Origin of the sequence: Desulfobacter postgatei 2ac9, from assembly GCF_000233695.2 — a bacterium.
In the GTDB taxonomy this organism is placed as follows: Bacteria; Desulfobacterota; Desulfobacteria; order Desulfobacterales; family Desulfobacteraceae; genus Desulfobacter; species Desulfobacter postgatei.
In genome coordinates this window covers 3,686,387-3,712,800 of sequence record NZ_CM001488.1, presented here as the reverse complement: position 1 = coordinate 3,712,800, position 26,414 = coordinate 3,686,387, and the positions used below count along the sequence as shown (strand labels likewise).

The following is a 26,414-nucleotide window of genomic DNA, read 5'->3' as shown; positions in this document are numbered from 1 at the left end:
TTAAAAAGGCATTCCGTTAATGAAACACCTTACCATGTGTACCCTGGCCTTGGCTTCAGCCTTAAGCTTTTTTTCTGTTTCAGGCTGTATCAAGGAATCGGGGGCTCCTATCCTCGGGGAAACCGACAGCGAAAATGTTGCCGACCAGGAGAGTGATTTCCAGGCGTCATACTACTATCTTATGGCGCGGCTCTACGATATTAAAAATGAAACTGATCTGGCGCAAAAAGCTCTGGAAAAGGCCATTGCAAAAGATCCGGACTCCTCTTTTCTGCAGCGCGAATATATCATCTGCTTGCAGAAACAAGAAAAGTCAGGCCAGGCCATGGCACTTGCCCAGCTTCTGGCAGAAAAATATCCGGATGATGTGGAAAACCTTCTCCTGCTTGCCCGGCTGAAAAAAGGGGATGATAAGGACATGACCCTCCTGCTGGAACGGATACTTGAGCTTGCGCCAGAAGATAAAGAAACCTTTTTACGGTTGGGAAAAGTGTATATGGATGAGGGCATGACCCTGAAAGCCATGAATCTGTTTTCCCGTATGACAACCATATTTCCCGACTATTATGTTGCCTATTTCTACCTGGGAGAGACCCAGCGGATAGCCGGCAACCCTGAAGCGGCTAAGAAGTCTTACCTTAAAACCCTTGAACTTGAGCCTGACCTTATAGAACCCCGCTTCCGGCTTGTAGATGTGTATAAAGCCATGGGTGAAGAAATAAATAAGGCGGAAATCATAAAGCTTCTCAACCAGGTTCTTAGTTTAGAGCCCGGAGATGAAAAGGCACTGATAGAGCTTGGTCTGTTATATTTTAACACCAAGGATTATCAAAACGCAGATGACATATTTGCCCTACTTGGTCGGGAAATCCGAAAAAATACGGATTTGGTGTTAAACATTGCCCAGATCCTGATGCCCGAGGATAGATACCAGGATGCTGTTACGGTTTTGTCCCAGATCAGGAAAGCACTCCCCGGGAACGCCAACATTAATTTTTTCCTGGGGATGGCTTATGAAGGATTAGAAAAACCGGACAAGGCCATTGAATGTTATCTTAAAGTCACGCCCGATCATCCCCAGTATAAAAAAACAATTTTAAGTATTGCTTTTCTCTACAGGGACATGAACCGCACAGTAGAGGCAATTCAATTTCTGGAACAGCACCACAGACAAAGTCCACAAGACATTGATATCACCTCTTACCTGGCCTCATTTTACCAGGAAAACAACAGTCATGACATTGCCGTCACCATGCTGCAGCGTGCATTAAAAGAGGCTCCCCAAAATACGGATTTACTGTTCAAGCTTGGTGTTGTTCTGGATGCTGCAGGGCAGCGACGCAAAAGCATTGAAACCATGAAAACCATTATCAGACTGGATTCCGAGCATGCATCAGCCCTCAATTACCTGGGTTATACCTATGCAGAAATGGGCATTAATCTTAATCAAGCCCTGAAACTGGTACAACGAGCCCTTGAGATCCGACCGGAAGACGGCTATATCATGGATAGTCTGGGGTGGGTCTATTTTAAAAAACAGGCGTATGACAAGGCTATTTTTTACCTTGAAAAAGCTGTTGAGCTATCTGAATATGAAACCGTCATTGCCGCCCACCTGGCAGATGCCTACCTTAAAACAGGACAGCGGGAGAAGGCGATTGCCATGTATAAAAAAGCCCTTGATAACGCCAAACCGGATCATGAAAAAGAGATCATGGAAATCAAGGAAAAACTTAAAAATTTGGAAAATCCCGTACAATGATACCGGCATATCTGAGTTTCAGGCAAGTGAAAGATCTTGATCTTTGGCGTTCCGGCGTCGGCGTTGTTACGATATTCCTTTTTACTGTCATATTCACAGGACCCGGGTGCGTCCTGCTTGGACTTCAATCCGGTAAACAGACAAACACCCATGCCGAAGATATCATAAACCGTATCCAGGCGTTCAATGGACAGATTTCCACATCCAAGGGCACTGGTGAATTGACCCTGATCCAGGGGGGACGTAAGGAAAAATATAAAATTATCTGGGCGGCCCAGTCGCCCAACCGCGTGCGCATGACCCTGCTTATGTCAGGTCATCCTGTTGAAACCATTGCCTCGACCGGCCAGTGGGTGACCTTTGCCTCCCACACCGGGGCTCACGAGCTCCATTCAGCTGTATCTAAAGACCCGGATCTTGATCCCTACATCAATATCCCGTTGCGTCTGTCTGAACTGGTCAGCCTTCTTCTTGGAAAGGTGCCGAAACGACCCTTTGACAGGGCCTGGATTCTTCCTGAAAAGCCGAATACTGTTTTTGCCTCACAATCATTCTCTTCAGAAATTCAGGAATGTTTAACGAACGAAACCGGAATACCCACCAGGTATCGGGTGCTCGATAAAAAAATGAATCTCATTTTGGGAATATGGTATTCTCAATTTTTCAAACGCGATAATTTCATTCTGCCCGGTGTCATAACCATAAAAGACGGGAACCAAAGAATCATGAAGATTGCTTTGAACGATATTATGCCCAATATTCATATAAAAGAATCCGTATTCAGGTTGACAGGATCATGAAAATGAACATATTTATACGGTGTTATTATTACCAAACCTCATAAGGAGACAAATATAAATCATGATTCACAAAAACGTTGACCAGGCCAAAAAAGCAAGCAGCTGTTCATCCAAGACCCCCCAGAATGACGCTGACAAACAACGGATGGAAATGGACGCAATGATCAAGGACAATCTGGCCAGAATCAAACATAAATTTTTTGTTCTGTCCGGCAAAGGCGGCGTGGGTAAAAGCTCCGTATCAGCAAACCTTGCAGCAACCCTTGCAAAAAAAGGATATAAAACAGGGCTTATGGATGTGGATGTGCATGGTCCTTCCATTGCCCAGATGTTCAACATAACGGAACTTTTAGATATTGCACCCGATACCAAGCAGCTGTTGCCCAGACGAATCAACGAAAACCTCACGGTGGTCAGTGTTCAGGCGTTGATGCAGGACAAGGACCAGGCCGTTATATGGAGAGGCCCTGCAAAAACCGGGATTATCAAGCAGTTTGTAGGTTCCGTTGCCTGGGGAAACTTGGACTTTCTGGTCATTGACGCCCCTCCGGGTACAGGTGATGAACCGCTCACCGTTGTACAGACCATTCCGGATGCCAGGGGCATTATCGTGACCACCCCCCAGGAAGTGGCCCTTGCAGACGTCCGCAAATCCATCTCATTTTGTAAAACCGTAAAAATGCAAACTCTTGGTATAATTGAAAACATGGCCGGATATACCTGTCCCCACTGCAATAAGCATATTGATCTTTTTAAAAGCGGCGGCGGAGAAAAAACCGCCAAGGCACAGGGCTTAAATTTCTTAGGGTCCATCCCCTTTGACACCCGCGTCGTGGAATCCGGAGATGACGGTGTGCCCGTGATGATGTATGAGGCGCCCGGTCCTTTTAAAGACGCATTTGAAAAGGTGGTGGAAAATATCCTCAAACAGATTGAGGTATGATTAATTGACTTTGGACAAAACACCCCGGGCACTGAAAGCCGGCCTTGAACAAAGGGAAGCCCAAATCCTCGGCATCCGGGCCTGTTTTTCCAAAAATGCTCTCCGGCGGTATTCGGAGCCAAGATCTGAGACCGAATACCGCCTTGCTTTTTCTGCAGATGCGGACCGTATCCTCAACTCTTTGGCCTACACCCGTTACAGTGATAAAACCCAGGTTTTTTCCCTGATCAATAATGACCATCTTACCCACCGGGTTCTGCATGTACAGATGCTTTCCCGGGTGGCAAGAACCATTGGCCGGTATCTTGGACTGAACACCGATCTTATTGAAGCGGCAGCCATGGGACATGATATCGGTCATACACCCTTCGGTCATGACGGTGAACGTTTTCTCTCCCGCCTTACCCAGGCAGCTGGGGCGGGTCAATTCCACCATAACCTTCAAAGCATGCAGTTTTTAGATGTCATTGAGAGAAACGGCAAAGGCTGGAATTTGACCCTCCAGACCCTGGACGCCATTGTCTGCCACAACGGAGAGGTCCATGCAAGGACGCTTACCCCGGCACCGCCAAGGAATTTTGCAGATCTGGATACGATCGTCAGACAAATTCGGGCGGGCACCACGGATGATGTAATACCCATGACCATGGAAGGGTGTGTGGTCCGCATCGCCGACACGGTTTCCTATATCGGAAGGGACTTTGAGGACGCTGTCCGCCTAAATATTGTGACCCGGGACCAGCTTCCCGGCACCTGCCGGGAACGTTTAGGGGCGACCCAGGGCACCATTGTCTTTAACCTGGTCACTGACTTGATCAACACAAGCATTGACCAGGGATCTATAGGATTTTCTCCCAGGGTGGCTGATGCCCTAAAAGAATTAAAGCAGTTTAACTACCAATTTATTTACAAAAATCCCCTAATAAAACGACACCTCACAGGTATTGAAGATATTTTCAAATGTTTGTTTGACAGATACATGAACGATCTGATTAAAGCAGATGGGTCTTCCGTTATTTATTCCCGGTTTCTCAACGGCATGGATGACAGCTACCGTTTGAACCACAGCCATGCCGAAATTGCCCGGGATTTCATTGCCGGAATGACCGATTCCTATTTTATCCGCCAGGCCCCGTACCATTTACGCCCTGTTCCCATTGACTGGGTGTAGCGGCAGAACACCTTAAATGTCAATGTTTGAAAACCGCAAAATCTATCGCGTTTGCCACCAAAAACAGGGACTGGTCAACTTTAATGTAACCGTAAAGGAAACCAACCTCAATATTCAGGCTGATTCGGATCTCAGTGAACAGGCTGTACGGTCTATTCTGAAACATCGCCATTACATTGAAAATCACATCGCCCGCTCTCCAAGGTTTGCCCACAGCCTGACGCCGTTGCCCGATCCGGGGATCGCGCCTAAAATCATTTCTGAAATGACCATGGCGGCAAAAACGGCCGGTGTCGGCCCCATGGCGGCCGTGGCAGGGGCTGTGGCCCAGAGTGTGGGAAGGGATCTGCTTCAATGCTCTTCAAATGTCCTTGTGGAAAACGGCGGCGATATTTTTATAAAATCAGATACCCATACCATATTCACCATTTATGCCGGATCATCACCCTTGAGCATGAAAACCGGTATTAAAGTGGGCCGGCGCCCCGTTTCGTTTGCCATGTGCACCTCCTCGGGCACCGTGGGGCATTCCAAAAGTTTTGGCAAAGCCGATGCCGTTTCAGTACTGGCAGATTGCTGTGCCCTGGCCGATGCTGCGGCCACAGCAATTTGCAATCAGGTCCAGACGCCCAAAGACATTGAAAAGGCCATTGTCTCAGGCAGGCGCATGAGCGGGGTCCAGGGTCTTGTCATTATTTCAGGAAAACATATTGGGCTATGGGGGGGGCTGGAACTGGTCAAACTATGAAAACAGGTATTACACCACCCTAAACAACTTATTGGAACTTTCATATAAAATGATTATATATTACATAAATAGGATGTAAATGAATCAACAAAACGACGTAAAAAAAGCCTATTGAAATTATATCCGACAAAATATCCGATCAAACAGCCCCTGATGAAAAAATCCCGAACAACAAAGAGGCCCTATGAAAATCATCACCACGCATAAGAGCTCTGATTTTGATGCCCTGGCAAGCCTTGTGGCAGCCACCCTCATATATCCAGATGCTAAGCCCGTCCTTCCCGGGACAGTGAATGCCAACCTTAAAAATTTTTTAGCCATTCACAAAGATCTTTTTAATTTGTGGGAACCTAATGAAGTGAATCTGGATACGGTAGATACCCTTATTTGTGTAGACACCCACTCATGGTCCCGTTTGGACCAGCGTTTAAGCGTTTTATCCGAAAAGTCCGACCTTGAGGTCATTGTATGGGACCATCACGAAGAAGGAGATATTGAAGCTCGGGAATTACATCTTGCCCAGATAGGGTCTACAGCTACCATGCTTGTCCAACAGATCGAAAAAGAACGTAAACGGATAACCCCGATCCAGGCCACCTTGTTTTTAATCGGCATTTATGAAGATACAGGTCATCTGACCTACCCGTCGACCCGTCCGGAAGACGCCTATGCTGCAGGATTTTTGCTGGACCGCAAGGCGGATCTCAATATCCTGGGCACCTTTTTGCAACCGGCTTACGGAAAAAAACAAAAAGATATTCTCTTTAACATGATACAGGAGGGGGAACGAAGTGAGTTTAACGGCTTCTCATTGAGTGTATCCCGGGTTGAACTGGACGGCCGGGTGGAAAACCTGGCCATGGTGATGCAGATGTACCGGGAACTGATGAATGTAGACGTGGCCATCGGCATATTCAGGGACGTGCCAAAAGACAATTGCATGGTAATCGGCAGAAGCGGGGTGGATGATATCAATATCGGTGTACTCATGCGCTCCCTGGGAGGTGGAGGCCATCCCGGAGCAGGCTCGGCCCTGGTCAAGGGCGCGAATCCGGATGCATTATTGGAAACCGTTCTCGAATTGCTCAAGGGCAACCAGTATTCCTCAGTCATGCTCTCCGATATCATGTCTTACCCTGTGATAACGGTAAACGCAAACACCCCTGTGGGTGATGTGGCCATGATGCTGCGGGAGATCGGATGTACAGGCATGCCTGTTGTAGACGATAACGAAAATCTTGTGGGCGTTGTTTCAAGACGCGATTTCAGAAAAGTCAAAAAATCAGCCCAGATGCAGTCCCCGATTAAAGCCATTATGAGTCGGACAATTATCACCATTGATTATGATAAAAGCGCCTTTGAAGCGGCCCGCCTCATGATCCGACATGATATCGGAAGAATTCCCGTCATGAAAGAGGGAAAAATTATCGGCATCATCACCCGGTCCGATGCCATGATGTATTTTTATGATTTGCTACCCGATTAGAACCCATTTGTAAATGCTCATGGGTAAATGGGTTGGGTGTCTGGAATACCATGCCCACCTTTTTTCTTAATTCGGGCAAGCCCTAGTCTTTAACAATGATCATAGCAATGTAGGCGGTCAGTCTCCGGTCCGAATCAAGGACGGAGCGGATAAATCGTTTTTATGGTACTTTGGATAATTTAATTACGTCAGGTCTGACATCAGCTTCCAGTCCACAGGGATGCGGACATGGTGACCGGCCTTGTTTTTAAAAAGCAAAAAACCATTATCCCGGCCATATGTGTATAGTTCATGGGTGACACGCACATCCTGGGTGCAATAGTCCACAATCAGATCCAGACGACCTTCCTGCCACCATTTCAAGGCGAGAAGACCGTCTGCACTTTTTTCAAGGCCCAGGGTCTGTCCGGCCAGATGCTCGAGTGAGAGTCGATAACCTAAACGCTCATGGACTGTTGTCAGCATATCCAGGGTGGGAAGGTTGTGAAAATCAAACCGGCTTAACCCGGACAGCACTTTGTAATCAAACCGGATAATGTTAAACCCGATGACAAGATCCATCTGTCTAAGCCGTTCCACAAGTTTTTCCATATCCTCCTGGTAATAAACCAGAAAATCATTTTCAAGGGAATCGTAAAGCACAGCACAGGAGACCCCCATGCGTTCGGCTTTGTGCCATCCGCCCACCTGCTTGGCCGACCGCCGGGTTTCAATATCAAGCACGGCATATCTTTTGGGAGATATCACCCCAGTTTTTTTTTCATGGATCTCTTTTTTTAAGACGGCAATATCGGAAAAGAGAGGCGGTCCTGAGGCTTGCACAAACGCCGATTCCCTCTGCCCCGTCTTTTGTTCAAGGAGCATCTGAAGAATTTGCTTTGCCGCGTCCTTGTCGATGGGACGGTTTCCTGACCCGCATTTGGGTGAATGTACACAGGCCGGGCACCCGGTTTGACAAGTGCAATCCCGGATCGCTTCATAGGTTCTCTTCATAAGGATCTCTGCGTTCTCAAAGGCCTGTAAGGTCAGCCCTAAACCACCCGGCACGCCGTCGTAGACAAAAACAACCGCCGTTTCAAGCTGGGGATGAAAGGGCATGGATATCCCGCCCAGATCATTTCTGTCGGTCATCACCAGAAGCGGCATCATGCCTATGGCCGCATGCTCTAAAGCATGAATCCCGCCCATGAAGTGCAAAAATTTCATTTCAACCCGCTGCCGGATCCAGTCCGGAATCTCAATCCACAGCCCCTGGGTTTCGTAGATCAGTTCCGGCAGATCCAAGGGCACAATGCCAAGGGATTTTTGGCCCGACACAGATTTCATTTCATAACCTGTGACCTGTTCACGAATTTTCAATTTGCCGAAACCCACCCGGGTACCTTTGACCTGACAGGTTTTTTCCACACTTATAATTTCAGTATTTTTCGAAGATCTTGCCCGGGTGTAATAACTGACCTTTTCCTCTTTTGCCCGGACCACACCCTTGAGATGATCAAAAAGTGTCACCACAAAGGTTTGTCCCCGGTGCAGGTAAACCGCACCTTCATGGGTTTCAAAATAGGATCTGTGCCGGTCGATTTCACCCAGGCTTTGCCGGGTCTCCTCCTTGAATATGGGAATGGTGTGCCCGCTTCCTCTTAAACTGACCTCTCTATGGGGGCGTTTGCGGGGGGAGAACCAGGTATTGCCGTCCCGGCTTAAGAGCAGTCTGCCTTGACGCCCAAGTGCCTGTACCCGTTCCTGTACAACCGGCGGTCTTAACATGGGATCATCGGCATCAAGGCTGAGTTCAGCAGCCGCACAATCTAAATGGCGATCCAGGATCTGGGGATTTTCAGGGTTGATCCGGGCAGTTTCCGGGGGCATGGTAAAAAAGATGTCCGGATGATTGATGAAATACTGGTCCAGGGCGTCTTCATGGGCAATAAGGATCATGGCGGAATCATTGCCGCCGCGCCCTACCCTGCCTGCCCGCTGCCAGGTGGACATCATGGTTCCCGGATACCCCACAAGGATGCAGAGGTCCAGATTGCCGATGTCAATGCCAAGCTCAAGCGCAGACGTTGACACCACACAAAGCAGTTCGCCATTGGCCAATTTCTGTTCAATCTCCCGCCGTTCCTCGGGAAGAAATCCGGCCCTGTAGGCGCATATTTTATCCGCCATGGTTTTGGCCCGCTGTCCCGCCCATAGGGCAATAAGTTCGGTAATTTTCCTGGACTGGGTGTAGACAATGGTGGCAAGATTTCGGTATACGGCGGCATGGATGAGTGTGATGGCGGTTTGAGCCGCGCCCTCCAGTCCCTTCATCATTAAAATATCTTTTTTCCCGCAGGGGGCGCCTTGTTCATCCACCACCGTCACCGGCAACCCGGTCAATTCCGAAGCAAGCTGTCCGGGGTTGGCAATGGTGGCTGAACAAAAAATAAAACAGGGGTCAGATCCGTAAAACCTGCAAATTCGCAACAACCTTCGAAACACCCAGGCCATATTTGAGCCCATGACCCCGCGGTAGGTGTGTACCTCATCCACCACGATGTATTTAAGGTTTCCGAAAAAAGATGCCCATAAATGATGATGGGCCAGCATGGCCAGGTGCAGCATCTCCGGATTGGATAAAAGGATATTGGGCGGATGATTGCGGATTTTTGTCTTTTGATACCCTGTGATATCCCCGTCATAAACACCCGCAGTCAAGGGCTCTGAAAACACAGCACCTGTCTTGGCCAGCATCTTGTTAACGGTGTCCAACTGGTCCCGGGCAAGGGCTTTGAGGGGAAACAGGTAGAGGGCATGGGCACTGGGGTCGGATATCAGCGCATCCATCACCGGCAGATTATACACCAGACTTTTACCCGATGCCGTGGGCGTTGCAATAACCGTATGACATCGGTCAAGGATGAGTGAAATAGCCCGGGCCTGGTGGGTATAGAGATGTTTAATGCCAACGCCTGCAAGAAGGGGGGACAAGTCATTTTTAAAACAGGGAAAGATGTCCGGTGATGCCCATGCTGCAGGTTGGGCATCAAATGTTCTATGGCTGACAATATCCCCTGCAAACCCCTTAAAGGATTTTAATCCGGTAATATATTCATTAAGACCCACGATTAAACGGCAACCCCAGCAAACCTAAAGAATGCTTTTACCTAAGGCGGACAAAATCAGTTCCACCGCCAGTTTGCTTGTTTTATTGGCCACATCAAGGATGGGATTGATCTCCACTAAGTCCATGGAACCAAGTTTTCCTGAATCCGCAAGCAGCTCCATGAGCAGATGGGCCTCACGGTAGGAGATGCCGCCGGGTACAGGGGTGCCGACCCCCGGGGCCTCAACCGGATCCAGGGCATCCATATCCAAACTTAGGTGAAAGCGTTTCAAGTGGGCAAACTGAACCATGATTTTGGCGGCAATGCCACTGATACCCTGCTCGTCAATGTCACGCATGGTAAAAATGGTGATATCGGTGGATTTGATGCGCTTTTTTTCCCCGGGGTCCAGATCCCGCTGCCCGATCATGACCACGTTATCCAGGGAGATTTTTGTACCGGGGTGTCCTGCATCCACAAGGCATGGATAGCCGTCCCCCGTAAGAACGGCCAGTGGCATGCCATGGATGTTTCCAGACGGCGATGTTTGCGGGGTATTGAAATCGGCATGGGCATCCACCCAGATCAGTCCCACAGGTCCTTTAACTGCCACCGAGGCCACGGCACCAATGGCAATGGCATGGTCACCACCCAGAAAAATCGGCATACGGCCCTGGTCCATTACCCGGCATCCTGTTTCATAAAGATCTTGACTGATCTGGGTGATTTCTTTGACATACCGGTCTTTTGTCCCTTTGATGGCAGGATCATCATCACGCACGGGGATGGGGATATCCCCTTCGTCTTTCACATCATGCCCAAGTCGGCGAAGCTTTGGGATCAATCCGGTGTACCGTAACGCTGCCGGACCCATATCCACACCACGGAGCATCTGACCGAAATCCATGGGAACACCGATAATGCTGATGGGTTTTGTCATATTGACATCCTTTACATGTGGCTGTCTGAGGACAGCTTTGGTTGACAGGTCATATATCATAGAGTAAGAAACCTATTCAATAAATTTCAAAAAACATAACCCGGTTGCGAATCTTAACGAACAGGTTTTAACGTACTGATTTTAAATAACTATGGAGATGCCATGGAGAATAAATATAAACTTCGCTCCCAACATACCATTGGGTTGGTCAGAAACCTGCTTCAACAAGGTGTTGACCGGATATCTTTATATTAAGCGGTTGCCAGAAAGATAGCCCTCACCGGTGCCGGATATCCCTCAACGGTTTTTTCCGGATCTTCTGGATCCAGAAAATTTTCAAGGGATTCCGTTTGAATCCATTGGGTTTTGCGTTGCTCTTCAGAGGTGGTGTCTGTGATATCCACGCACCTGATATCTGAAAACCCCGCCCGGACAAGCCAGGCTTCCATGGCAGACAGATCCGGGATAAAAAAGACATTGCGCATTTTAGCGTACCGGTCAAAGGGAAACAGACAATAATTATTTTCCCCCCGGATGACCAGATTTTCCACCACCACCCGGCCGCCAGGCACAAGGCTGTCATGGATCTGTCTGAGCATCTTCACCGGGGATTTACGATGGTATAAAATGCCCATGCACAGCACCAGATCGAAAAAACCATCCATGGCAGGCAGCTCATCGTAGGCGACCGGCAGACAGAATACATTTTTCAGATCCAGATATTTTTGCGCCGCACAATACTGGTAATAAAAATAACTCTGGGGTTCAAGGCCTAAAGCAAACATGGGGTCTGACGCCGCCATTTTAAACATGTAATAGCCGTTGCTTGAACCGATATCTAAAATTTTTCTATTTTTAAGACTGGGCAGATGGGGCACCAGACGCTCCCATTTCATCCAGGATTGCCACTCGGAATCAACGTGAATACCAAAAAAATCAAAGGGGCCCTTGCGCCAGGGGCTTAGCTGGACAAGGCCGTTGTAAAGTCTCTCTTTTTCATCGGGTAAAAGCTGGCATGCCTGTCCGATGCTGACGGCCCTGGATAACAGATCAGATGACAAATCAACAACATTGGGATAAATGTCAGGCAGTTCTTCAACCACCTTTTTAAGCTTTTCAAAATTTCCTTTGGCAGACTCAAGAAAGGCTCTTTTTTTTTTTACCAGTTTTTCCAGGGCATCATACCATTGGTTCCATCCCAGGTGACCGTATTTTTCTAAAAAGTGTTCCATTTTATTTAACAGCAATCATGGATGTAAAATTAAACCACTTCAGCCAGACATTAAAGACGGAGAATCCGGCGTTTTGGATACGGTTTTCATGTTCTGCCACGGTCTCGGGAACCAATACCCGCTCCAGGGCATCCCGCTTCTGACTGATTTCAAGATCTGTATAGCCGTTTTCCCGTTTAAACTGGTAGTAATACTCCTGCTCCAGGGCTTTCATTTGTGGATCAGCGTGAACGGTCTTTTCCGTAAGCAGCAATATGCCGCCTTTGCAAAGGCCTTTAAAGGCCGATTGAATAAGCCTGTCGCGTTTTTCAGGATCAAGAAACTGCAACGTCAGGTTTATAACCACCACAGATGCGTTTAACATCACAATATCTTCAATACAGGCACAGGCAAGAGTTATGCACCCCTGGCTGTCATGAACGGACAGCCGTTTTTGAAATCGCTGGATCATGGGCCAGGAACTGTCAACGCCGGTCATTTTAAATGCAGTTGAGCCAAAACACTCAAGAAGCAGAACACCCAGGTTGCCATGGGAACATCCCAGATCAAAGATCCGTGTGCCGTTTTGATAAAACTGCCGGGCAATTCTTGCTTGTTGTTTAAGTGCTTCGCCGTACAGAGGTACTGATCTGACCAGCATATCGTCAAATACCCGGGCGACTTTTTCGTTGAACCTGAAAGGTGTGATGGTGGTCAGTTTTTCTGCAAATACCCTGTCTTTATTCATAGTACCGTCCATTTTAATCCGGGCATCTATACATCATTTACAGGGTTTGTGCAAGCGGTTGGAAAAACCTTACCAAGCTGTTTCATTCAGCTTTTTGGAAGCTGCGTTTTTGATATGGTCTTCAATGATAATTGGTTATGGGCGGTATAATAGGCACTTCAAATAATTCACATATTCGGACAGGTCATACTGGAAAAAGAATCTCAGGCCAGGTTTAATCCCGACGGCTGGCCGGAATGTTGTCTATCACCATGATTTCATGACTTCCTTCAAAGGTATCTCCGTCGATCGTGTCTCCGGTCAATGTCAGTGTATAATCGCCTATGATAAGGTCGTCCAATGTTTTGATTTTATCTGAATCAAATTTGGCGACAAAATTGCCCCTGTCATCGTATTTCCACCAGTCCATGTCAACGCCATTCAATGATACGGTTTCTACGTCCACCAGTTTGTAGGCGATGTCCGTATGAACTGTGACAATTGTACTTTTGCTCTGGATGTTGAGCACATTCGGAGACACATCAATCTGAATGTCAAAGGCGTAACATGGGACAGGCATTTGCAGCAGAATCAGTGAAAGGGCCACAAAACTGCAAAAAGACAAACAAAAGGATTTCATTTTTTTTGCCATGGCTTTTTCTCCTGTGTTGGCGGCCTGCCCCCGCCGTTATATGCATTATCTTCCGAAACTCCGAAGGCAGGCACTCATAGTTTTTTTAATACATTAGTTATCGTTTATTAATAATCATCTGTCAAGGTCATTAAAAAGGCTTCGATCTCTTTCAGCTGATTTGGTGTTAGCCCCAGATTTCCAACTTTTGTTGACAGGTTTTCTTCCACTTCCGGTGTAAACTTACTGCTGTCATTGATAAACTGAAGCATTGCCGTGAGGGTTGGGAATACGCCGTTGTGAGAATAAGGGGCTGTAAGCGCGATATTGCGGAGAGTTGGAATTTTAAACTTACCGTTTTGGGCTGAATCCTCGACTATGTCCCCCAGACCTAAATCCGGTTCATCTGATGGAATTCCCGGATTGGCCGGCACACCGATATTGGCGTATTGGTAATTGGTAAAAAGTGGGGCCGGCGCATCAAAGGCCGCCTCCATGGAATGACATGAGGAACAATTGGTTTGAAAAAGAGTCTTGCCCGCCTGTTCTGCGGCGGTAAAGTCTGTTTCTAGTACTGTGTCAAACTTTGAAGTGAATTTGGTGATATCAGTGGAGCGTTCATATGCCGCGATGGCTTCACCAAATTTATCATAGGCAGCATCCACGTCATCAAGTGATCCTTTGCCGAAAACCCGGATCCAGAGGTTAACGTAATCTGAAGTCCGAATCACATTTATCACCGACGCTTTACTGGGCATGTTCATTTCAACGGGATTTAACGGCGGTCCCTGGGCTTGCTCGGCAAGGGGGTCGCCCAGATCCCAGCCAGCTGCGCGGCCGTCCCAGAACATGCCGCCGACCCATTCGCCGGAAGCTTCATCCAGAGCCAGTATCGGGCTGAATCCGGCATACGCAGAGGAAGGAGCATTGCGCCCGCCTTTGCTGACGCCATCTGCGCCCGTTGAAACAAAATTGGTATAAGGATCCAGATGATTTGTGATATCTGCAAATCCACTGAAATGATGGTGGCAGTTCCGGCAGGATTGTGTGCCGTTAAATGACATGTTCTTGTCGTTATAAAGCCGCATCCCGAGCTTTTCAATATCGGAACTGACGGTAGGACTGCCTCCGGCAGCCCAGGCTGCCGAAATTAAAAATAAGGAACTTACCAGAATACCTGTCAACTTTTTCATAGAGTTCAGGAAAAAAGAGCCGGGTACCATGGGGTTACAGGGTGGTTATCCCTTCGCGTATGGCAAATTTGGTCAACTCCGCAATGGAATGGACGCCGACCTTTTCCATGATGTTTCTCCGGTGGGCATCGACGGTTTTTGAACTGACATGGAGTGTTTCAGCGACCTCTTTGGAATTTTGACCTTCGGAGATCAATTGAAGAATTTCGCGTTCCCGATCGGTTAAAGTTTTTCTTTGTAAGCGATGGGTTGTATCAGTTTGAGGCACAAGGCGCGACAGGTATCCGTCCACAATGGTCCCTGCAATTTCAGGGCTGATGTAGACCTGCCCTTTTGCCACCAGGCGGATGGCCGAAACCAGTTCTCTTGCGATGCAGTTTTTCAGGATATAGCCGGACACACCGGCCTGGAACATCCCTTCCACAAAGCGCCTGTCCGAGTACATGGAAAGGGCCAGGACTTTAGTGGCTGGGGCTTCTGACAGGATTTTCCGGGTGGCTTCCATACCGTTTAACTCAGGCATGGAGACATCCATGATCACAAGATCAGGGTTGAATTTTTTAACTGCAGACAGGGCGGCCCTTCCAGTGTCAGCTTCGGCAAGGACCAGGAGATCCGTCTCCCGTTCAAGAAGCAGCCTGAGACCTTCACGAATCACATGATGATCATCGGCAAGAATAATATTTATTTTCATGGTGTTTCCTTTAAACGGTATGTTTCAAATTATACGGGACCTTTAAAATTGCCCGGGTTCCCTCACCGGACTTAGACAAGATCGAAAACTCTCCGCCAATGGAGCTGAAGCGTTCACGAATGCTGAAAAGGCCGAAACCGATATTTTTATACTGTTTTTCAGGATCAAACCCAATCCCGTTATCCGTAACACAGATTTCAAAGAAATTCGCTCCTTGAGACAAGCGCACCGTTGTTTCCGAAGCGTTTGCGTGTTTGATGATATTGTGGAGTAATTCTCTTACTGTTCTGAAAATAAGAATACTCAAACTGTTATCCAGCCGATCTCCCTCCAGATCTCCTTCCAGAAAAGTGTCGATACCATGTTCCCTGCAGGTGGTTTCCAAAAGCCATTCCAAGGCCGGCTTCAGTCCCAGTTCATAAAGTATCGGCGGGCTGATTTCAAAAGTCAAAGTCCGGGTTTCCTGATTCAAACGAAGATTGATTTCCTGCAAATTTTTATGAACCTGGGTAAGTTTATTAAAAAGCGTTTGAAACGCAAAGCACAAAATACCGATTTCATCGTTCCTGTTTAAACAAAAGGGAAATAAAGTCGGTTTTGCCGACTCCAACGAAACAACCCACGCCGTCAGTTTCCCCAAGGGGTCAATCACCACCTGATTCAATAAAAAAAACATCACAAACAGCAGGGTAAATCCGGCCAACACAGTGGAAATCAGAACAAGAAACATGGTGTTCTTTGCATATTTCATGATCTGCCGGGGAATTTCGGCGCGGATGATGAGGTCGGATGAACTGGTCAACCCCTTGAAAACATTGTATACGAAGAGCATGCTTTTATCCTGCTCTTCAAATACGGGACCGGAATTTTTTTGAACTCTTTCAAATATCGACCGGGATTCCGCCGGAATGGAGGGGTCCTGTGAAAGCCAATATCGGTGATCCACCTTGGTCTGGTCCGTCAGGATTTTCATGTACGCCTCGTTCAGAAAGCGACCCATGATCAAATAGCCTTTTGCCGGCCCCTGGTGAAGACTTCGGATGACAGGCCGCGACGCCACAAGAAGCGGGCCTTTTTCTGTGGTATAAACCCCGGCAACACTGCTTTCTATATCTTTTGATGGTAGAGTGGAAAAATACTTTTTGTCAAAAAAAGTATCGATAATTAATGAAAAAGATTAGGTATTTTTTTTACATGCAATTGCCCAGGGCAAACGCATTAAAATTTTTGATTGATTGAAGAGAGGTTTGCGGTGTTTGAAGATTCCTGATATTTAAACACCTTTTTTATAACCTCATTTCAGGGAATTCAACAATGACCACCTCAAATATCACGCTAATATCGGAGTTTTCAAAGATAAATGACCCTTGATTGGATAGGCAGAAGTTGCATAAGTTAATAGCGACTGCCGGAAACTGTCATTGCAGTGGATGGAAAAACACTAAGACACTCACATGACAAAACGAATGGCAAATCTGCAATTCATATGGTGAGTGCCTGGGCATCAGATACGAATATGGTACTGGGGCAGTTAAAAACGGATGAAAACTCAAATGAAATCACAGCAATTCCGGAATTGCTCGATTTACTTGATATTTCAAGGAATACTGTCACGATAGATGCCATGGGATGCCAGAAAAAAATTGCATTGGGTGCTTGATGTCGCGTTCAGGGAGGATGAGTGTCGAAAGCGAGCCGGTAATGCAGCTGAGAATTTTGCAATGGTACGCCACATTGCCACGAACCTGCTGAAGCAGGAAAACAGTTTGAAAAAGAGCATAAATGTCAAACGTCTGCAAGCAGGATGGGATAATTCTTACCTCATGAAAGTGCTTGGAGTCAATACAATTTAAGTGCGTTTGCCCTGGGTGGATAGTGGTCAATCTTAAAAAAACGGGTGTATACACATGTAGCTTCGACCATTGCCTCTAATTTAAACCGGCTGTGGAAAAATGACTGGGATATTGACTCCATTATCGTATCCGGCGGTGGATCTATCCCTTTGGCCGAATTTCTGATATCATCAGTTGAAGGCAATGTGATCCCCATTCCCAAGAGCATTGATGCACGATTCAATAATGTTCGGGGGTATTGTAAATTCGGTCATTACCAGTGGGGCAAAGACAAGACTATACCTTCCCGGCAGGCACCGGCCGCTTAAGAAGCGCCTTCTGCCCGGGAGGAGACTTCGTCTTAGGAAGAAACAAATAAAGCAGGGAAAGGACTTGCCTGGTTGAAAAGGCAAAACGCTTAGACGCTATATGAACATTGATACATTAACACAAATTCTTTCCATGGTGGCCGAGGGCGCACTGCCCGTTGGACAGGCCGCAGATCAATTAAAACACCTTTCGTTTGAAGATATCGGTTGCGCCCATGTGGATCATCACAGAGCTCTTCGCAAAGGATTCCCCGAGGTTATTTTCGGGCAGGGCAAAACATCGGCACAGATTATTGCCATTCTTGAAAAACTGGAACAATCGGAAAATATCGTGCTTGTAACCCGCATTCATCAGAATAAGGCAGATGCGGTGCTTTCACGGTTTCCCAATGCACAATATTTTGATGACGCCCATCTGTTAAAAATAGAAAAACAGCCCCCCGCCATTACAGGCCGGGGTACAATTCTCATCGTCAGTGCAGGGACTTCAGATATTCCTGTGGTCATGGAAGCCTTCTTAACGGCAAAAGCCATGGGGAATGAGGTCAAAACACTTTTTGATGTCGGGGTCGCAGGCATCCACCGCCTTTTCGCATATCGGCAAGATCTTGAAAAAGCGTCTGTCATTATTGTTGCCGCAGGTATGGAAGGCGCCCTGCCCTCTGTGGTGGGCGGCCTTGTCAAAGCGCCTGTAATTGCTGTTCCCACAAGTATTGGCTACGGCACAAGCTTCAACGGCATGACCGCCCTTTTGGGTATGCTTAATTCCTGCAGTTCAAATATTGCAGTGGTTAATATAGACAATGGATTTGGGGCCGGTTATATGGCCTCCACTATTAACCATGTAGGGGTTGAACGTTAGCGGTGAGGGCTTGTTCTTGTTTCTCAATGTCATACATTTCAGGACCAGGCATGTCAAAATCCGGGGGGTCAAACGCCACTGAAGCCACGGTTCCATACTTATATGCCTCAATACGTTCAATTAATGCCTGGGGATTAACTGGTTTTGAAATAAAATCATCCATGCCGGCCGCTTACATGGCTGACGGTCCCTTTCAAAGGCATTTCCGCTCATAGCAATGATGGGCGTTGCTGTGAGTTTTTCTAAGTGAAGGTTTTATTTTTTCTTGACATTAATATTATTTATATATAATTAATATGTTTAATTTAGAGTAAAATATTATGATAAAAATGAATATTATTAACAGCCTAGTGGTCCTTATTATTATCGTGGAGGTGATTATTGTCACCTCCTGGCGAAGGGGCGATTAGTGGCTTAAATTAAGATTAATGAAAAAAAGCCGTTACCAGCCCCGAAGGGGGGCAGGTAACGGCTTTTTTGCTTTTAGGAGATTTTTAAAGAAATGAGACGAAGCCGCATTGCAACACAGGGCGTGGCAAGGGCACCCCACCGGGGCCTGCTGAAAGCCTTGGGATACACCGACATTGAGCTTAACCGCCCCCTGATCGGGATTGCCAATTCCGCCAATGAACTGATCCCGGGCCACATGCACTTGGACTCCATTGTCAAAGCCGTCAAGGCCGGTATCTCCATGGCCGGCGGTACCCCCATGGAATTTTCCACCATCGGCGTATGTGACGGCATTGCCATGAACCATGTCGGCATGCACTATTCATTGGCATCAAGGGAACTTATTGCCGACAGCATTGAAGTGACTGCCATGGCACACCCCTTTGACGGTATTGTCATGGTGCCCAATTGCGATAAAATTGTACCGGGCATGCTTATGGCCGCGGCAAGGCTTAACATTCCTTCCATTTTTGTCAGCGGCGGCCCCATGCTGTCAGGACGCCACCCCCGGGACCGGTCAAAAAAAATTGATCTGATCACCATATTCGAGGCCGTAGGTGCAGTTCAAAGCGGCAAAATGACCGAAGAAGAGCTCTTGGAGATGGAAAATGCCGGCTGTCCGACCTGCGGGTCCTGTGCAGGCATGTTCACGGCCAATTCCATGAACTGCCTTACCGAAGCCATCGGTATGGGGCTGCCCGGCAACGGTACCATTCCGGCGCCCATGTCCAGCCGGCTGCGTCTGGCCAAAGCTGCGGGTATGCAGATCATGAATCTGGTGGTACACGATATCACCCCGGACAAAATCATGACCAGACAGGCATTTATGAATGCCTTGGCTGTGGATATGGCATTAGGTTGTTCCACCAATACGGTTCTGCATCTCAAAGCCGTTGCTGCCGAGGCCGGTGTGGATATCCCCCTGGATTTGATTAATGAAGTGAGTAAAAAGACCCCCCATTTATGCTCCTTAAGCCCCGGCGGAAAGGACCATATTGAAGATCTTGACGCAGCCGGCGGGATCCAGGCCGTGATGAAGGAGCTTAGTGACAACAACATGATCGACACAAGTCTTCTCACAGCCACGGGTAAAACCATTAAAGAAAACCTTGAAAAGATCAGGGTGAAATACCCGGATGTCATTCGGCCGGTCAACGATCCTTATCATAAGGAGGGTGGGCTTGCCGTATTGTTCGGCAACCTTGCACCTGAAGGCTGTGTGGTTAAACAGTCGGCGGTTCTGCCGGAAATGATGACCCACCAGGGACCTGCAAGGGTATTTGATTGCGAAGAAGATGCAAGCGCCGCAATCATGGAGCGGCAGATCAATCCGGGCGATGTCATCGTCATCCGGTACGAGGGACCGGCCGGGGGGCCAGGCATGCGCGAGATGCTCACCCCCACATCAGCCATTGCAGGCATGGGGCTTGATGACCGGTGTGCTCTGATCACCGACGGTCGGTTTTCCGGTGGCACCAAAGGCGCCAGCATCGGTCATGTATCTCCTGAAGCTGCCCAGGGGGGGCTGATTGCCTTTGTGCATGAAGGTGATCAAATTCGCATTGATATTCCAAACAAAACCATTGAATTAATGGTACCTGAAGAAGAACTGACCCGGCGAAAAGCAGGCTGGAAAAAACCCGAACCCAAAATCAAAAAAGGTTATATGGCCCGTTATGCCAAGATGGTAACATCTGCCGGCAATGGGGCCATATTTAAATAAAGGAGCGGATAATGAAACTGACAGGGGCTCAAATCCTCATTAAGATGATAAAGGCGCAGGGTGTTGATACTATGTTCGGGTATCCCGGCGGTGCCACTATTGATATCCATGATGAAATTCTTAAACATAACGACCTGCGCCATATTGTGGTCAGACACGAACAGGGGGCCGTTCACATGGCCGATGCCTATGCAAGGGCGCATAAAACCACCGGCGTTGCATTGGTCACCTCAGGACCCGGTGCCACAAATGCCGTAACGGGATTGGCATCAGCCCACTGCGATTCGATTCCCATCGTTGTTTTTACAGGTCAGGTGCCGACAGCCCTTATCGGCAACGATGCGTTCCAGGAAGTGGACATTGTGGGCATCACACGCCCCTGCACCAAACACAACTACCTGGTTAAAGATCCAAACAAACTTGCGCAAATTATTCAGGAAGCATTTTTCATTGCCAGGTCCGGACGCCCGGGGCCGGTGCTCGTGGATCTGCCCAAGGATATTGTCCAGGCTATGATTGATTTTCAAATGCCCGAACCTATGAAAATGCGCAACTACAAGCCCAACTACAAACCCAATAAAAAGCAGATAGCAACGGCTGTAAAAATGATTAAAGAGGCCCGCCGACCGGTAATGTTCGGGGGTGGAGGTCTCATTTTATCCGGAGCAAGCAAGGAATTTACCCGGATCGCAAAATTTGCCAAGCTCCCGGTTACATCATCCCTGATGGGACTTGGTGCCTTTCCGGGAACTGATGAAAATTGGCTGGGTATGTTGGGCATGCACGGCACCTACCGGGCAAATATGAGTATCGGCCACAGCGACCTGATTTTTGCGGCCGGTGTAAGATTTGATGACCGGGTAACCGGCAACCTTGAAAAATTTGCACCTGACGCCAAAATCATCCAAATCGACATTGACCCCACATCCATCCATAAAAATGTTGACGTTGACTGCCCCATTGTCGGTGACTGCAAAATGGCCCTGGCAGATATTGCCGCGCTTATGGAAAAAGAACCACCTGAAAATTTTATGAACGACCGGGTTGCATGGCTTAAACGCATCAACGAGTGGAAAGAGTTAACACCCCTGAAGTACGACCAATCCTTTGACACCATCAAGCCGCAATATGTGGTTGAAAAATTGTATGAGGTCACCCAAGGCAAAGCCATTGTTACCACGGAAGTCGGGCAAAACCAGATGTGGACGGCCCAGTACTATCATTTTGAAGCACCCAACCATTTCATAACATCCGGCGGCCTTGGTGTTATGGGGTTTGGCCTTCCCGCAGCCATAGGTGCCAAGGCGGCGGCCCCTGATAAAACGGTTGTCTGTGTGGCAGGGGATGGCTCAATCCAGATGAATTCCCAGGAATTGATGACGGCTGTTGCTGAAAAACTGGATGTAAAAATCGTTATTTTAAACAACCGCTATCTTGGCATGGTGCGCCAGTGGCAGGAATTTTTCTACAACAAAGCATATGCCGACACCAATATGGAAGCCCAGCCCGATTTTGTGAAGCTTGCCGAGGCATACGGAGCAACCGGTTTCAGGTGTGATGATCCGGCCAAGGTGACCCAGACCCTTGAAACGGGGCTCAACACCCCCGGCACAGTAATTATGGACTTTATTGTCGAACGTGAAGAATCGGTCTATCCCATGGTTCCGGCAGGCGGGGCCATCACTGACATGCTTCTGGTTTAAAAAGGATAATTGATATGGAAACCAACAGATATATTTTATCCATTCTTGTGGACAATGAACCGGGGGTTCTGTCCCGGATTTCAGGCCTGTTCTCCGGCCGCGGGTTTAACATTGACTCCTTAAGCGTTGCAAAAACAGCAGAGCCGGACGTCTCAGTGGTCACCCTGGCCACCTTCTGTGACGAACACGTCATAGAACAGATCAAAAAGCAGCTGCATAAACTGATCAATGTCATAACGGTTAATGATTTAACGGAAAAAAAGTACGTGGAGCGTGAGCTTGTCCTCGTCAAAGTTCATGCAAAAACTGAAAAACGGGCCGAAATTATGCGTATCGTTGATATTTTCAGATCCAGGATCGTTGATGTGGGAGTCTCACATTTTATTGTGGAAGTGTCGGGTGATTCCGGAAAAATCCATGCGTTTATTGAGCTGATGAAACCCATGGGCATTATTGAAATTGCGTCCACCGGCACCATAGCCCTTGGCAGGGAGAACGGAAAATGAATACGGTAAAAGCGAAGAAAAAAGCCTTGCTTTACGACACCACCTTGCGTGACGGGATGCAGGGGGAGAACATATTCTTCTCCCCCGAGGATAAGCTTAAGATCGCCATGCGCCTTGATGATGCCGGAATCCACTACATTGAAGGGGGCTGGCCAGGATCCAATCCCGGGGCCCAGGCGTTTTTTGATCTGGTCAGGGATAAGCAGTTCAAACAGGCCAAGATCTGTGCATTCGGATCCACGAGAAGACAAAACTCAACCTGTGAACAAGACGGCAACATCAAGGCGCTTATCGATTCAGGTGCGCCTGTGGTAACGATTTTCGGCAAATCCTGGGACCTGCATGTAATTGACATTATGAATAATACCCGGGAAGAAAACCTTGCCATGATTACACAAACCGTATCCTATCTCAAGGCCCAGGGCCGTGAAGTGCTCTATGATGCCGAACATTTTTATGACGGATATAAAGCCAATGCCGATTTTGCTTTAGAAACCCTGGAAGCGGCTGTGAAAGGCGGGAGCAGATGCCTGGTGCTTTGCGATACCAACGGCGGCAGCCTCCCCTGTGATATCGACACCATCACCCGGGCAACCATTGCCCATTTTAAGGATTATGATGATGTCATTTTCGGCGTGCATACACACAATGACTGTGCCATGGCTGTTGCCAACACCATCAACGCGGTTCATGCCGGTGCGACCATGGTGCAGGGCACGATAAACGGATATGGGGAACGCTGCGGCAACGCCGATCTCACAGCGATTATCCCTATCCTGTCCCTTAAAATGAACAGAGAGTGTATCAGCCAAGAGAACCTGGCCAAACTACGGGCGCTGTCCAGGTTTGTATCGGAGACGGCCAATATGGCGCCCGTGTCCAGCAGACCATTTGTGGGCCGTTCTGCTTTCACGCATAAAGGCGGGGTTCATGTGTCGGCCATCATGAAAAATCCCAAAGCTTATGAGCACATGGTTCCGGAAATTGTGGGCAACCGCCGCAGGGTTCTGGTCTCCGAGCAGTCCGGCAAGAGCAACATCGCCTACAAGGCCAAGGAGCTTGGGGTTGATCTGGGCGATGATGAATCCAAAAAATCTCTGATTGTCAACAACATCAAGGAGATGGAAAACGAAGGCTATGAGTTTGATGCGGCCGAAGGAACCCTTAAACTGCTCATGGAAAAACTCACCGAGCAATATCAATCCCATTTTGAACTCGAATCCTTCAGGGTGGTGGTGGAAAAGGACAAGGAACGACCCTGTTATTCCCATGCCATGATAAAAATCCGGGTTGGAGACAAAACCGAAATCACTTCAGCCGAAGGCGAAGGTCCGGTATCTGCCCTTGATAATGCCCTGAGAAAGGCATTGGCGACCATGTATCCCAGCGTCAGGGATCTTCATCTGGTGGATTTTAAGGTTCGCGTCATTGACGGATCCGACGGCACAGATGCCAGGGTCAGGGTGTTGATTGAATCACGGGATACAGACCACATCTTTTCAACCATTGGTGTTTCCGAGGATATCATTGAAGCCTCCTGGCAGGCTCTGGCGGACAGCTTTCAGTATAAACTGTCGCTGGAACATAAAGGGCAGAAAAATGATGAAAAGAATAAAAAGAATCTAATATCAGCATAAATAGACTAGGTGATGACGGGCTTCATGACCCCCCTGACTTTTAAAAGTCAGGGGGGTTTTCGACACAACTCAATCAGATTTCAACACAGACAGGAACGCCGACTGTGGGATTTCCACTGACCCCACCATCTTCATTCTTTTTTTGCCTTTTTTTTGTTTTTCCAGAAGCTTACGCTTTCTTGAAATATCACCGCCATAACATTTGGCTGTAACATCTTTGCGATAGGCTGAAATGGTTTCTCTCGCAATAATTTTGCCGCCAATGGCGCCCTGGATGGGTATTTTAAACTGCTGTCTTGGGATTTCTTCACGCAGTTTTTTGCAGGCAGCCCTTGCCTTGGTCTCTGCCTTGTCCCGGTGAATCAGCATGGAAAGCGCATCCACGCGTTCTCCGTTTATCAGAAAATCCAATTTTACAAGATTTGTTTCCTGAAAGCCGGCCATTTGATAATCAAAGGAGCCATATCCCTGGGTCACACTTTTAAGACGGTCATAAAATTCATAAACCACCTCGGCCAAAGGCAGAATAAATTTCATTTCCATACGGTTTGAGGTCAGATACTGATAATTGGTACTGACGCCACGAAATTCATGACAAACCTGCATGACATTTCCCATATACTTATCCGGTACAATAATGGACGCTTTAATAATGGGCTCCCTGACGCATTTGATTTCTGTGGGATCAGGGTATTCCGTTGGATTATCAATTATCTTAACTTCCCCTGACACGTATGTGACTTCATACTGGACCGAAGGCGAGGTTAAAATCAGTGAAATGTCATATTCCCGCTCAAGGCGTTCCTGCACGACTTCAAGATGTAAAAGCCCCAGGAACCCACATCGGTACCCGAAACCCAGTGCTGCAGACGAATCTTTTTCATAAATCAGGGAGGCATCATTCAGCTTGAGTTTTTCCAGGGCTTCGGTCAATTCCACATAATCATCGGATGCCACCGGATACATTGACGAAAACACGACAGGCGTGGGTTCCCTGAAACCGCCGAGTGCTTTGTCGCACCTTTTGTCCGGCATGGTCACCGTATCGCCGATTTTGACATCGGATATAAGCTTTATCCCTGCAATAAAATACCCAACCTGCCCTGCTTCAAGGCTTTTCTGGGGATTGCGCTTGATCTGGAACAGTCCCACTTCTTCGACCTTATACGTCGCATTATTGGACATAAATTGTATCCGGTCCCCTTTTTTGATATTTCCCTCAAAAATCCGGACATGAATGATAACCCCTCTGAAAGCATCATAGTGAGAATCAAATATCAACGCCTTGAATGCGCCCGTATTTTCCACGGTGGGAGGGGGTATCCTGTCAACAATGGCCTGAAAAACCTTGTCCACACCTGTGCCCACTTTTGCAGACACAAGGAGCGCCTGTTCACTGTCAAGGCCTAAATCTTCATCAATCTGGTTTTTGACCCATTCGATCTCAGCAGAAGGCAGGTCAATTTTATTGATGATCGGAAGAACCTCAAGCCCATGTTCCATGGCAAGATAGAGGTTGGCAAGGGTCTGGGCCTCTACCCCCTGGGATGCGTCGGCCAATATCAAAGCGCCTTCGCAGGAGGCAAGGGCCCTTGACACTTCATAGGAAAAATCCACATGCCCCGGTGTATCAATGAGGTTCAGCAGAAACTTACTGCCGTCCGGTGCCGTATAAGGAAGGGAGACAGTCTGGGATTTTATGGTGATTCCCCTTTCCCTCTCAATATCCATGGAGTCCAGGATCTGCTCTTTCATATCCCGATCCTCTATAATACCGGATAGTTGTATCAATCTGTCCGACAGGGTTGATTTACCATGGTCGATATGCGCAATAATAGAAAAATTTCTAATATGAGGGTGATCGTATTTCAATTAGGCTCCAAACTAAGCGTTGACAAAAAAGCTAAATATATCATACTAAGGCTATACATTTATCAATTGTATTTTACAGTGTCAAGAAAAGCCGCTGTTCAGGGC

The 26,414-nt window shown here is 47.7% G+C and carries 23 protein-coding genes and 1 pseudogene; 14 read left to right on the top strand and 10 right to left on the bottom strand.

Annotated elements, in window-relative coordinates:
• Positions 1 to 19: 19 nt before the first annotated feature.
• The 6 genes from DESPODRAFT_RS17165 to DESPODRAFT_RS17140 all read left to right on the top strand — a co-directional run bounded on the left by DESPODRAFT_RS17165 (position 20) and on the right by DESPODRAFT_RS17140 (position 6,910).
• Complete coding sequence (locus DESPODRAFT_RS17165; protein ID WP_004075309.1) at positions 20 to 1,762, top strand: tetratricopeptide repeat protein; 1,743 nt, start codon at positions 20 to 22, stop codon at positions 1,760 to 1,762.
• Positions 1,759 to 2,562, top strand: coding sequence for a hypothetical protein (locus DESPODRAFT_RS17160; RefSeq protein ID WP_004075306.1), 804 nt, complete (start codon positions 1,759 to 1,761; stop codon positions 2,560 to 2,562). The genes DESPODRAFT_RS17165 and DESPODRAFT_RS17160 overlap by 4 nt, the downstream gene beginning before the upstream one ends.
• Positions 2,563 to 2,623: 61 nt before the next feature.
• Entirely contained in the window at positions 2,624 to 3,505 is an 882-nt protein-coding gene (locus DESPODRAFT_RS17155) for an Mrp/NBP35 family ATP-binding protein (RefSeq protein WP_004075304.1), read from the top strand.
• Positions 3,506 to 3,509: 4 nt separating this feature from the next.
• Complete coding sequence (locus tag DESPODRAFT_RS17150) at positions 3,510 to 4,676, top strand: deoxyguanosinetriphosphate triphosphohydrolase family protein (RefSeq protein ID WP_004075302.1); 1,167 nt, start codon at positions 3,510 to 3,512, stop codon at positions 4,674 to 4,676.
• Between the two features lie 16 nt (positions 4,677 to 4,692).
• Positions 4,693 to 5,424, top strand: coding sequence for a UPF0280 family protein (locus DESPODRAFT_RS17145; RefSeq protein WP_245531956.1), 732 nt, complete (start codon positions 4,693 to 4,695; stop codon positions 5,422 to 5,424).
• A 184-nt stretch (positions 5,425 to 5,608) separates the two neighbouring features.
• Entirely contained in the window at positions 5,609 to 6,910 is a 1,302-nt protein-coding gene (locus DESPODRAFT_RS17140) for a CBS domain-containing protein (RefSeq protein ID WP_004075298.1), read from the top strand.
• Positions 6,911 to 7,093: 183 nt separating this feature from the next.
• Here DESPODRAFT_RS17140 and DESPODRAFT_RS17135 read toward each other — a convergent pair whose 3' ends face one another.
• The 8 genes from DESPODRAFT_RS17135 to DESPODRAFT_RS18875 form a co-directional block, all read right to left on the bottom strand.
• On the bottom strand, positions 7,094 to 10,018 hold the full coding sequence (locus tag DESPODRAFT_RS17135) for a DEAD/DEAH box helicase (RefSeq protein ID WP_004075296.1): 2,925 nt from the start codon (positions 10,016 to 10,018) through the stop codon (positions 7,094 to 7,096).
• 24 nt (positions 10,019 to 10,042) lie between these two features.
• Positions 10,043 to 10,939, bottom strand: a complete 897-nt coding sequence (gene rocF, locus DESPODRAFT_RS17130; RefSeq protein ID WP_245531955.1) for an arginase — start codon at positions 10,937 to 10,939, stop codon at positions 10,043 to 10,045.
• Between the two features lie 251 nt (positions 10,940 to 11,190).
• A complete protein-coding gene (gene cmoB / locus DESPODRAFT_RS17125) occupies positions 11,191 to 12,171 on the bottom strand; it encodes a tRNA 5-methoxyuridine(34)/uridine 5-oxyacetic acid(34) synthase CmoB (RefSeq protein WP_004075290.1) in 981 nt (326 codons plus the stop codon).
• 1 nt (position 12,172) lies between these two features.
• Positions 12,173 to 12,898, bottom strand: a complete 726-nt coding sequence (gene cmoA / locus DESPODRAFT_RS17120) for a carboxy-S-adenosyl-L-methionine synthase CmoA (protein ID WP_245531954.1) — start codon at positions 12,896 to 12,898, stop codon at positions 12,173 to 12,175.
• 214 nt (positions 12,899 to 13,112) lie between these two features.
• A complete protein-coding gene (locus DESPODRAFT_RS17115; RefSeq protein WP_004075286.1) occupies positions 13,113 to 13,529 on the bottom strand; it encodes a hypothetical protein in 417 nt (138 codons plus the stop codon).
• A 107-nt stretch (positions 13,530 to 13,636) separates the two neighbouring features.
• Positions 13,637 to 14,701, bottom strand: coding sequence for a cytochrome-c peroxidase (locus DESPODRAFT_RS17110; RefSeq protein ID WP_157488525.1), 1,065 nt, complete (start codon positions 14,699 to 14,701; stop codon positions 13,637 to 13,639).
• A 34-nt stretch (positions 14,702 to 14,735) separates the two neighbouring features.
• On the bottom strand, positions 14,736 to 15,395 hold the full coding sequence (locus DESPODRAFT_RS17105; RefSeq protein WP_004075283.1) for a response regulator: 660 nt from the start codon (positions 15,393 to 15,395) through the stop codon (positions 14,736 to 14,738).
• 10 nt (positions 15,396 to 15,405) lie between these two features.
• Complete coding sequence (locus DESPODRAFT_RS18875) at positions 15,406 to 16,506, bottom strand: sensor histidine kinase (protein WP_371905027.1); 1,101 nt, start codon at positions 16,504 to 16,506, stop codon at positions 15,406 to 15,408.
• Between the two features lie 306 nt (positions 16,507 to 16,812).
• Here DESPODRAFT_RS18875 and DESPODRAFT_RS21920 point away from each other — a divergent pair.
• The 4 genes and pseudogenes from DESPODRAFT_RS21920 to larB form a co-directional block, all read left to right on the top strand.
• Positions 16,813 to 17,043: pseudogene (locus DESPODRAFT_RS21920) on the top strand (ISAs1 family transposase); the annotation flags it as partial.
• Positions 17,015 to 17,248 (top strand): ISAs1 family transposase, encoded by a 234-nt coding sequence (locus DESPODRAFT_RS21915; protein ID WP_040016071.1) that lies wholly within the window; start codon positions 17,015 to 17,017, stop codon positions 17,246 to 17,248. The pseudogene DESPODRAFT_RS21920 and the gene DESPODRAFT_RS21915, both read left to right, overlap by 29 nt.
• A gap of 44 nt (positions 17,249 to 17,292) precedes the next feature.
• Positions 17,293 to 17,556 carry a hypothetical protein gene (locus DESPODRAFT_RS17090; RefSeq protein ID WP_040016070.1) on the top strand — a complete coding sequence of 88 codons (264 nt, stop codon included), beginning with the start codon at positions 17,293 to 17,295 and terminating at the stop codon, positions 17,554 to 17,556.
• Between the two features lie 100 nt (positions 17,557 to 17,656).
• A complete protein-coding gene (gene larB / locus DESPODRAFT_RS17085; protein ID WP_004075280.1) occupies positions 17,657 to 18,418 on the top strand; it encodes a nickel pincer cofactor biosynthesis protein LarB in 762 nt (253 codons plus the stop codon).
• On the opposite strand, the gene DESPODRAFT_RS17080 is transcribed toward larB, so the two are convergent.
• Positions 18,393 to 18,581: a hypothetical protein gene (locus DESPODRAFT_RS17080; protein ID WP_040016069.1), complete on the bottom strand. Its 189-nt coding sequence runs from the start codon at positions 18,579 to 18,581 to the stop codon at positions 18,393 to 18,395. The genes larB and DESPODRAFT_RS17080 overlap by 26 nt on opposite strands.
• A gap of 339 nt (positions 18,582 to 18,920) precedes the next feature.
• On the opposite strand from DESPODRAFT_RS17080, the gene ilvD reads away from it, so the two are divergent.
• Genes ilvD through cimA form a run of 4 tightly spaced genes read left to right on the top strand, consistent with a single transcriptional unit; the run spans position 18,921 to position 24,437 of the window.
• Entirely contained in the window at positions 18,921 to 20,591 is a 1,671-nt protein-coding gene (gene ilvD / locus DESPODRAFT_RS17075; protein ID WP_004075275.1) for a dihydroxy-acid dehydratase, read from the top strand.
• An 11-nt stretch (positions 20,592 to 20,602) separates the two neighbouring features.
• A complete protein-coding gene (gene ilvB / locus DESPODRAFT_RS17070; RefSeq protein WP_004075273.1) occupies positions 20,603 to 22,294 on the top strand; it encodes a biosynthetic-type acetolactate synthase large subunit in 1,692 nt (563 codons plus the stop codon).
• 14 nt (positions 22,295 to 22,308) lie between these two features.
• Positions 22,309 to 22,800 carry an acetolactate synthase small subunit gene (gene ilvN, locus DESPODRAFT_RS17065; RefSeq protein WP_004075271.1) on the top strand — a complete coding sequence of 164 codons (492 nt, stop codon included), beginning with the start codon at positions 22,309 to 22,311 and terminating at the stop codon, positions 22,798 to 22,800.
• Positions 22,797 to 24,437: a citramalate synthase gene (gene cimA, locus DESPODRAFT_RS17060; protein WP_004075269.1), complete on the top strand. Its 1,641-nt coding sequence runs from the start codon at positions 22,797 to 22,799 to the stop codon at positions 24,435 to 24,437. Before ilvN ends, cimA begins: the two co-directional genes overlap by 4 nt.
• Before the next feature lie 69 nt (positions 24,438 to 24,506).
• Here the strand turns inward: cimA and lepA are convergent, their stop codons facing one another.
• Positions 24,507 to 26,309, bottom strand: a complete 1,803-nt coding sequence (gene lepA, locus DESPODRAFT_RS17055; protein ID WP_040016068.1) for a translation elongation factor 4 — start codon at positions 26,307 to 26,309, stop codon at positions 24,507 to 24,509.
• Positions 26,310 to 26,414: the final 105 nt, after the last annotated feature.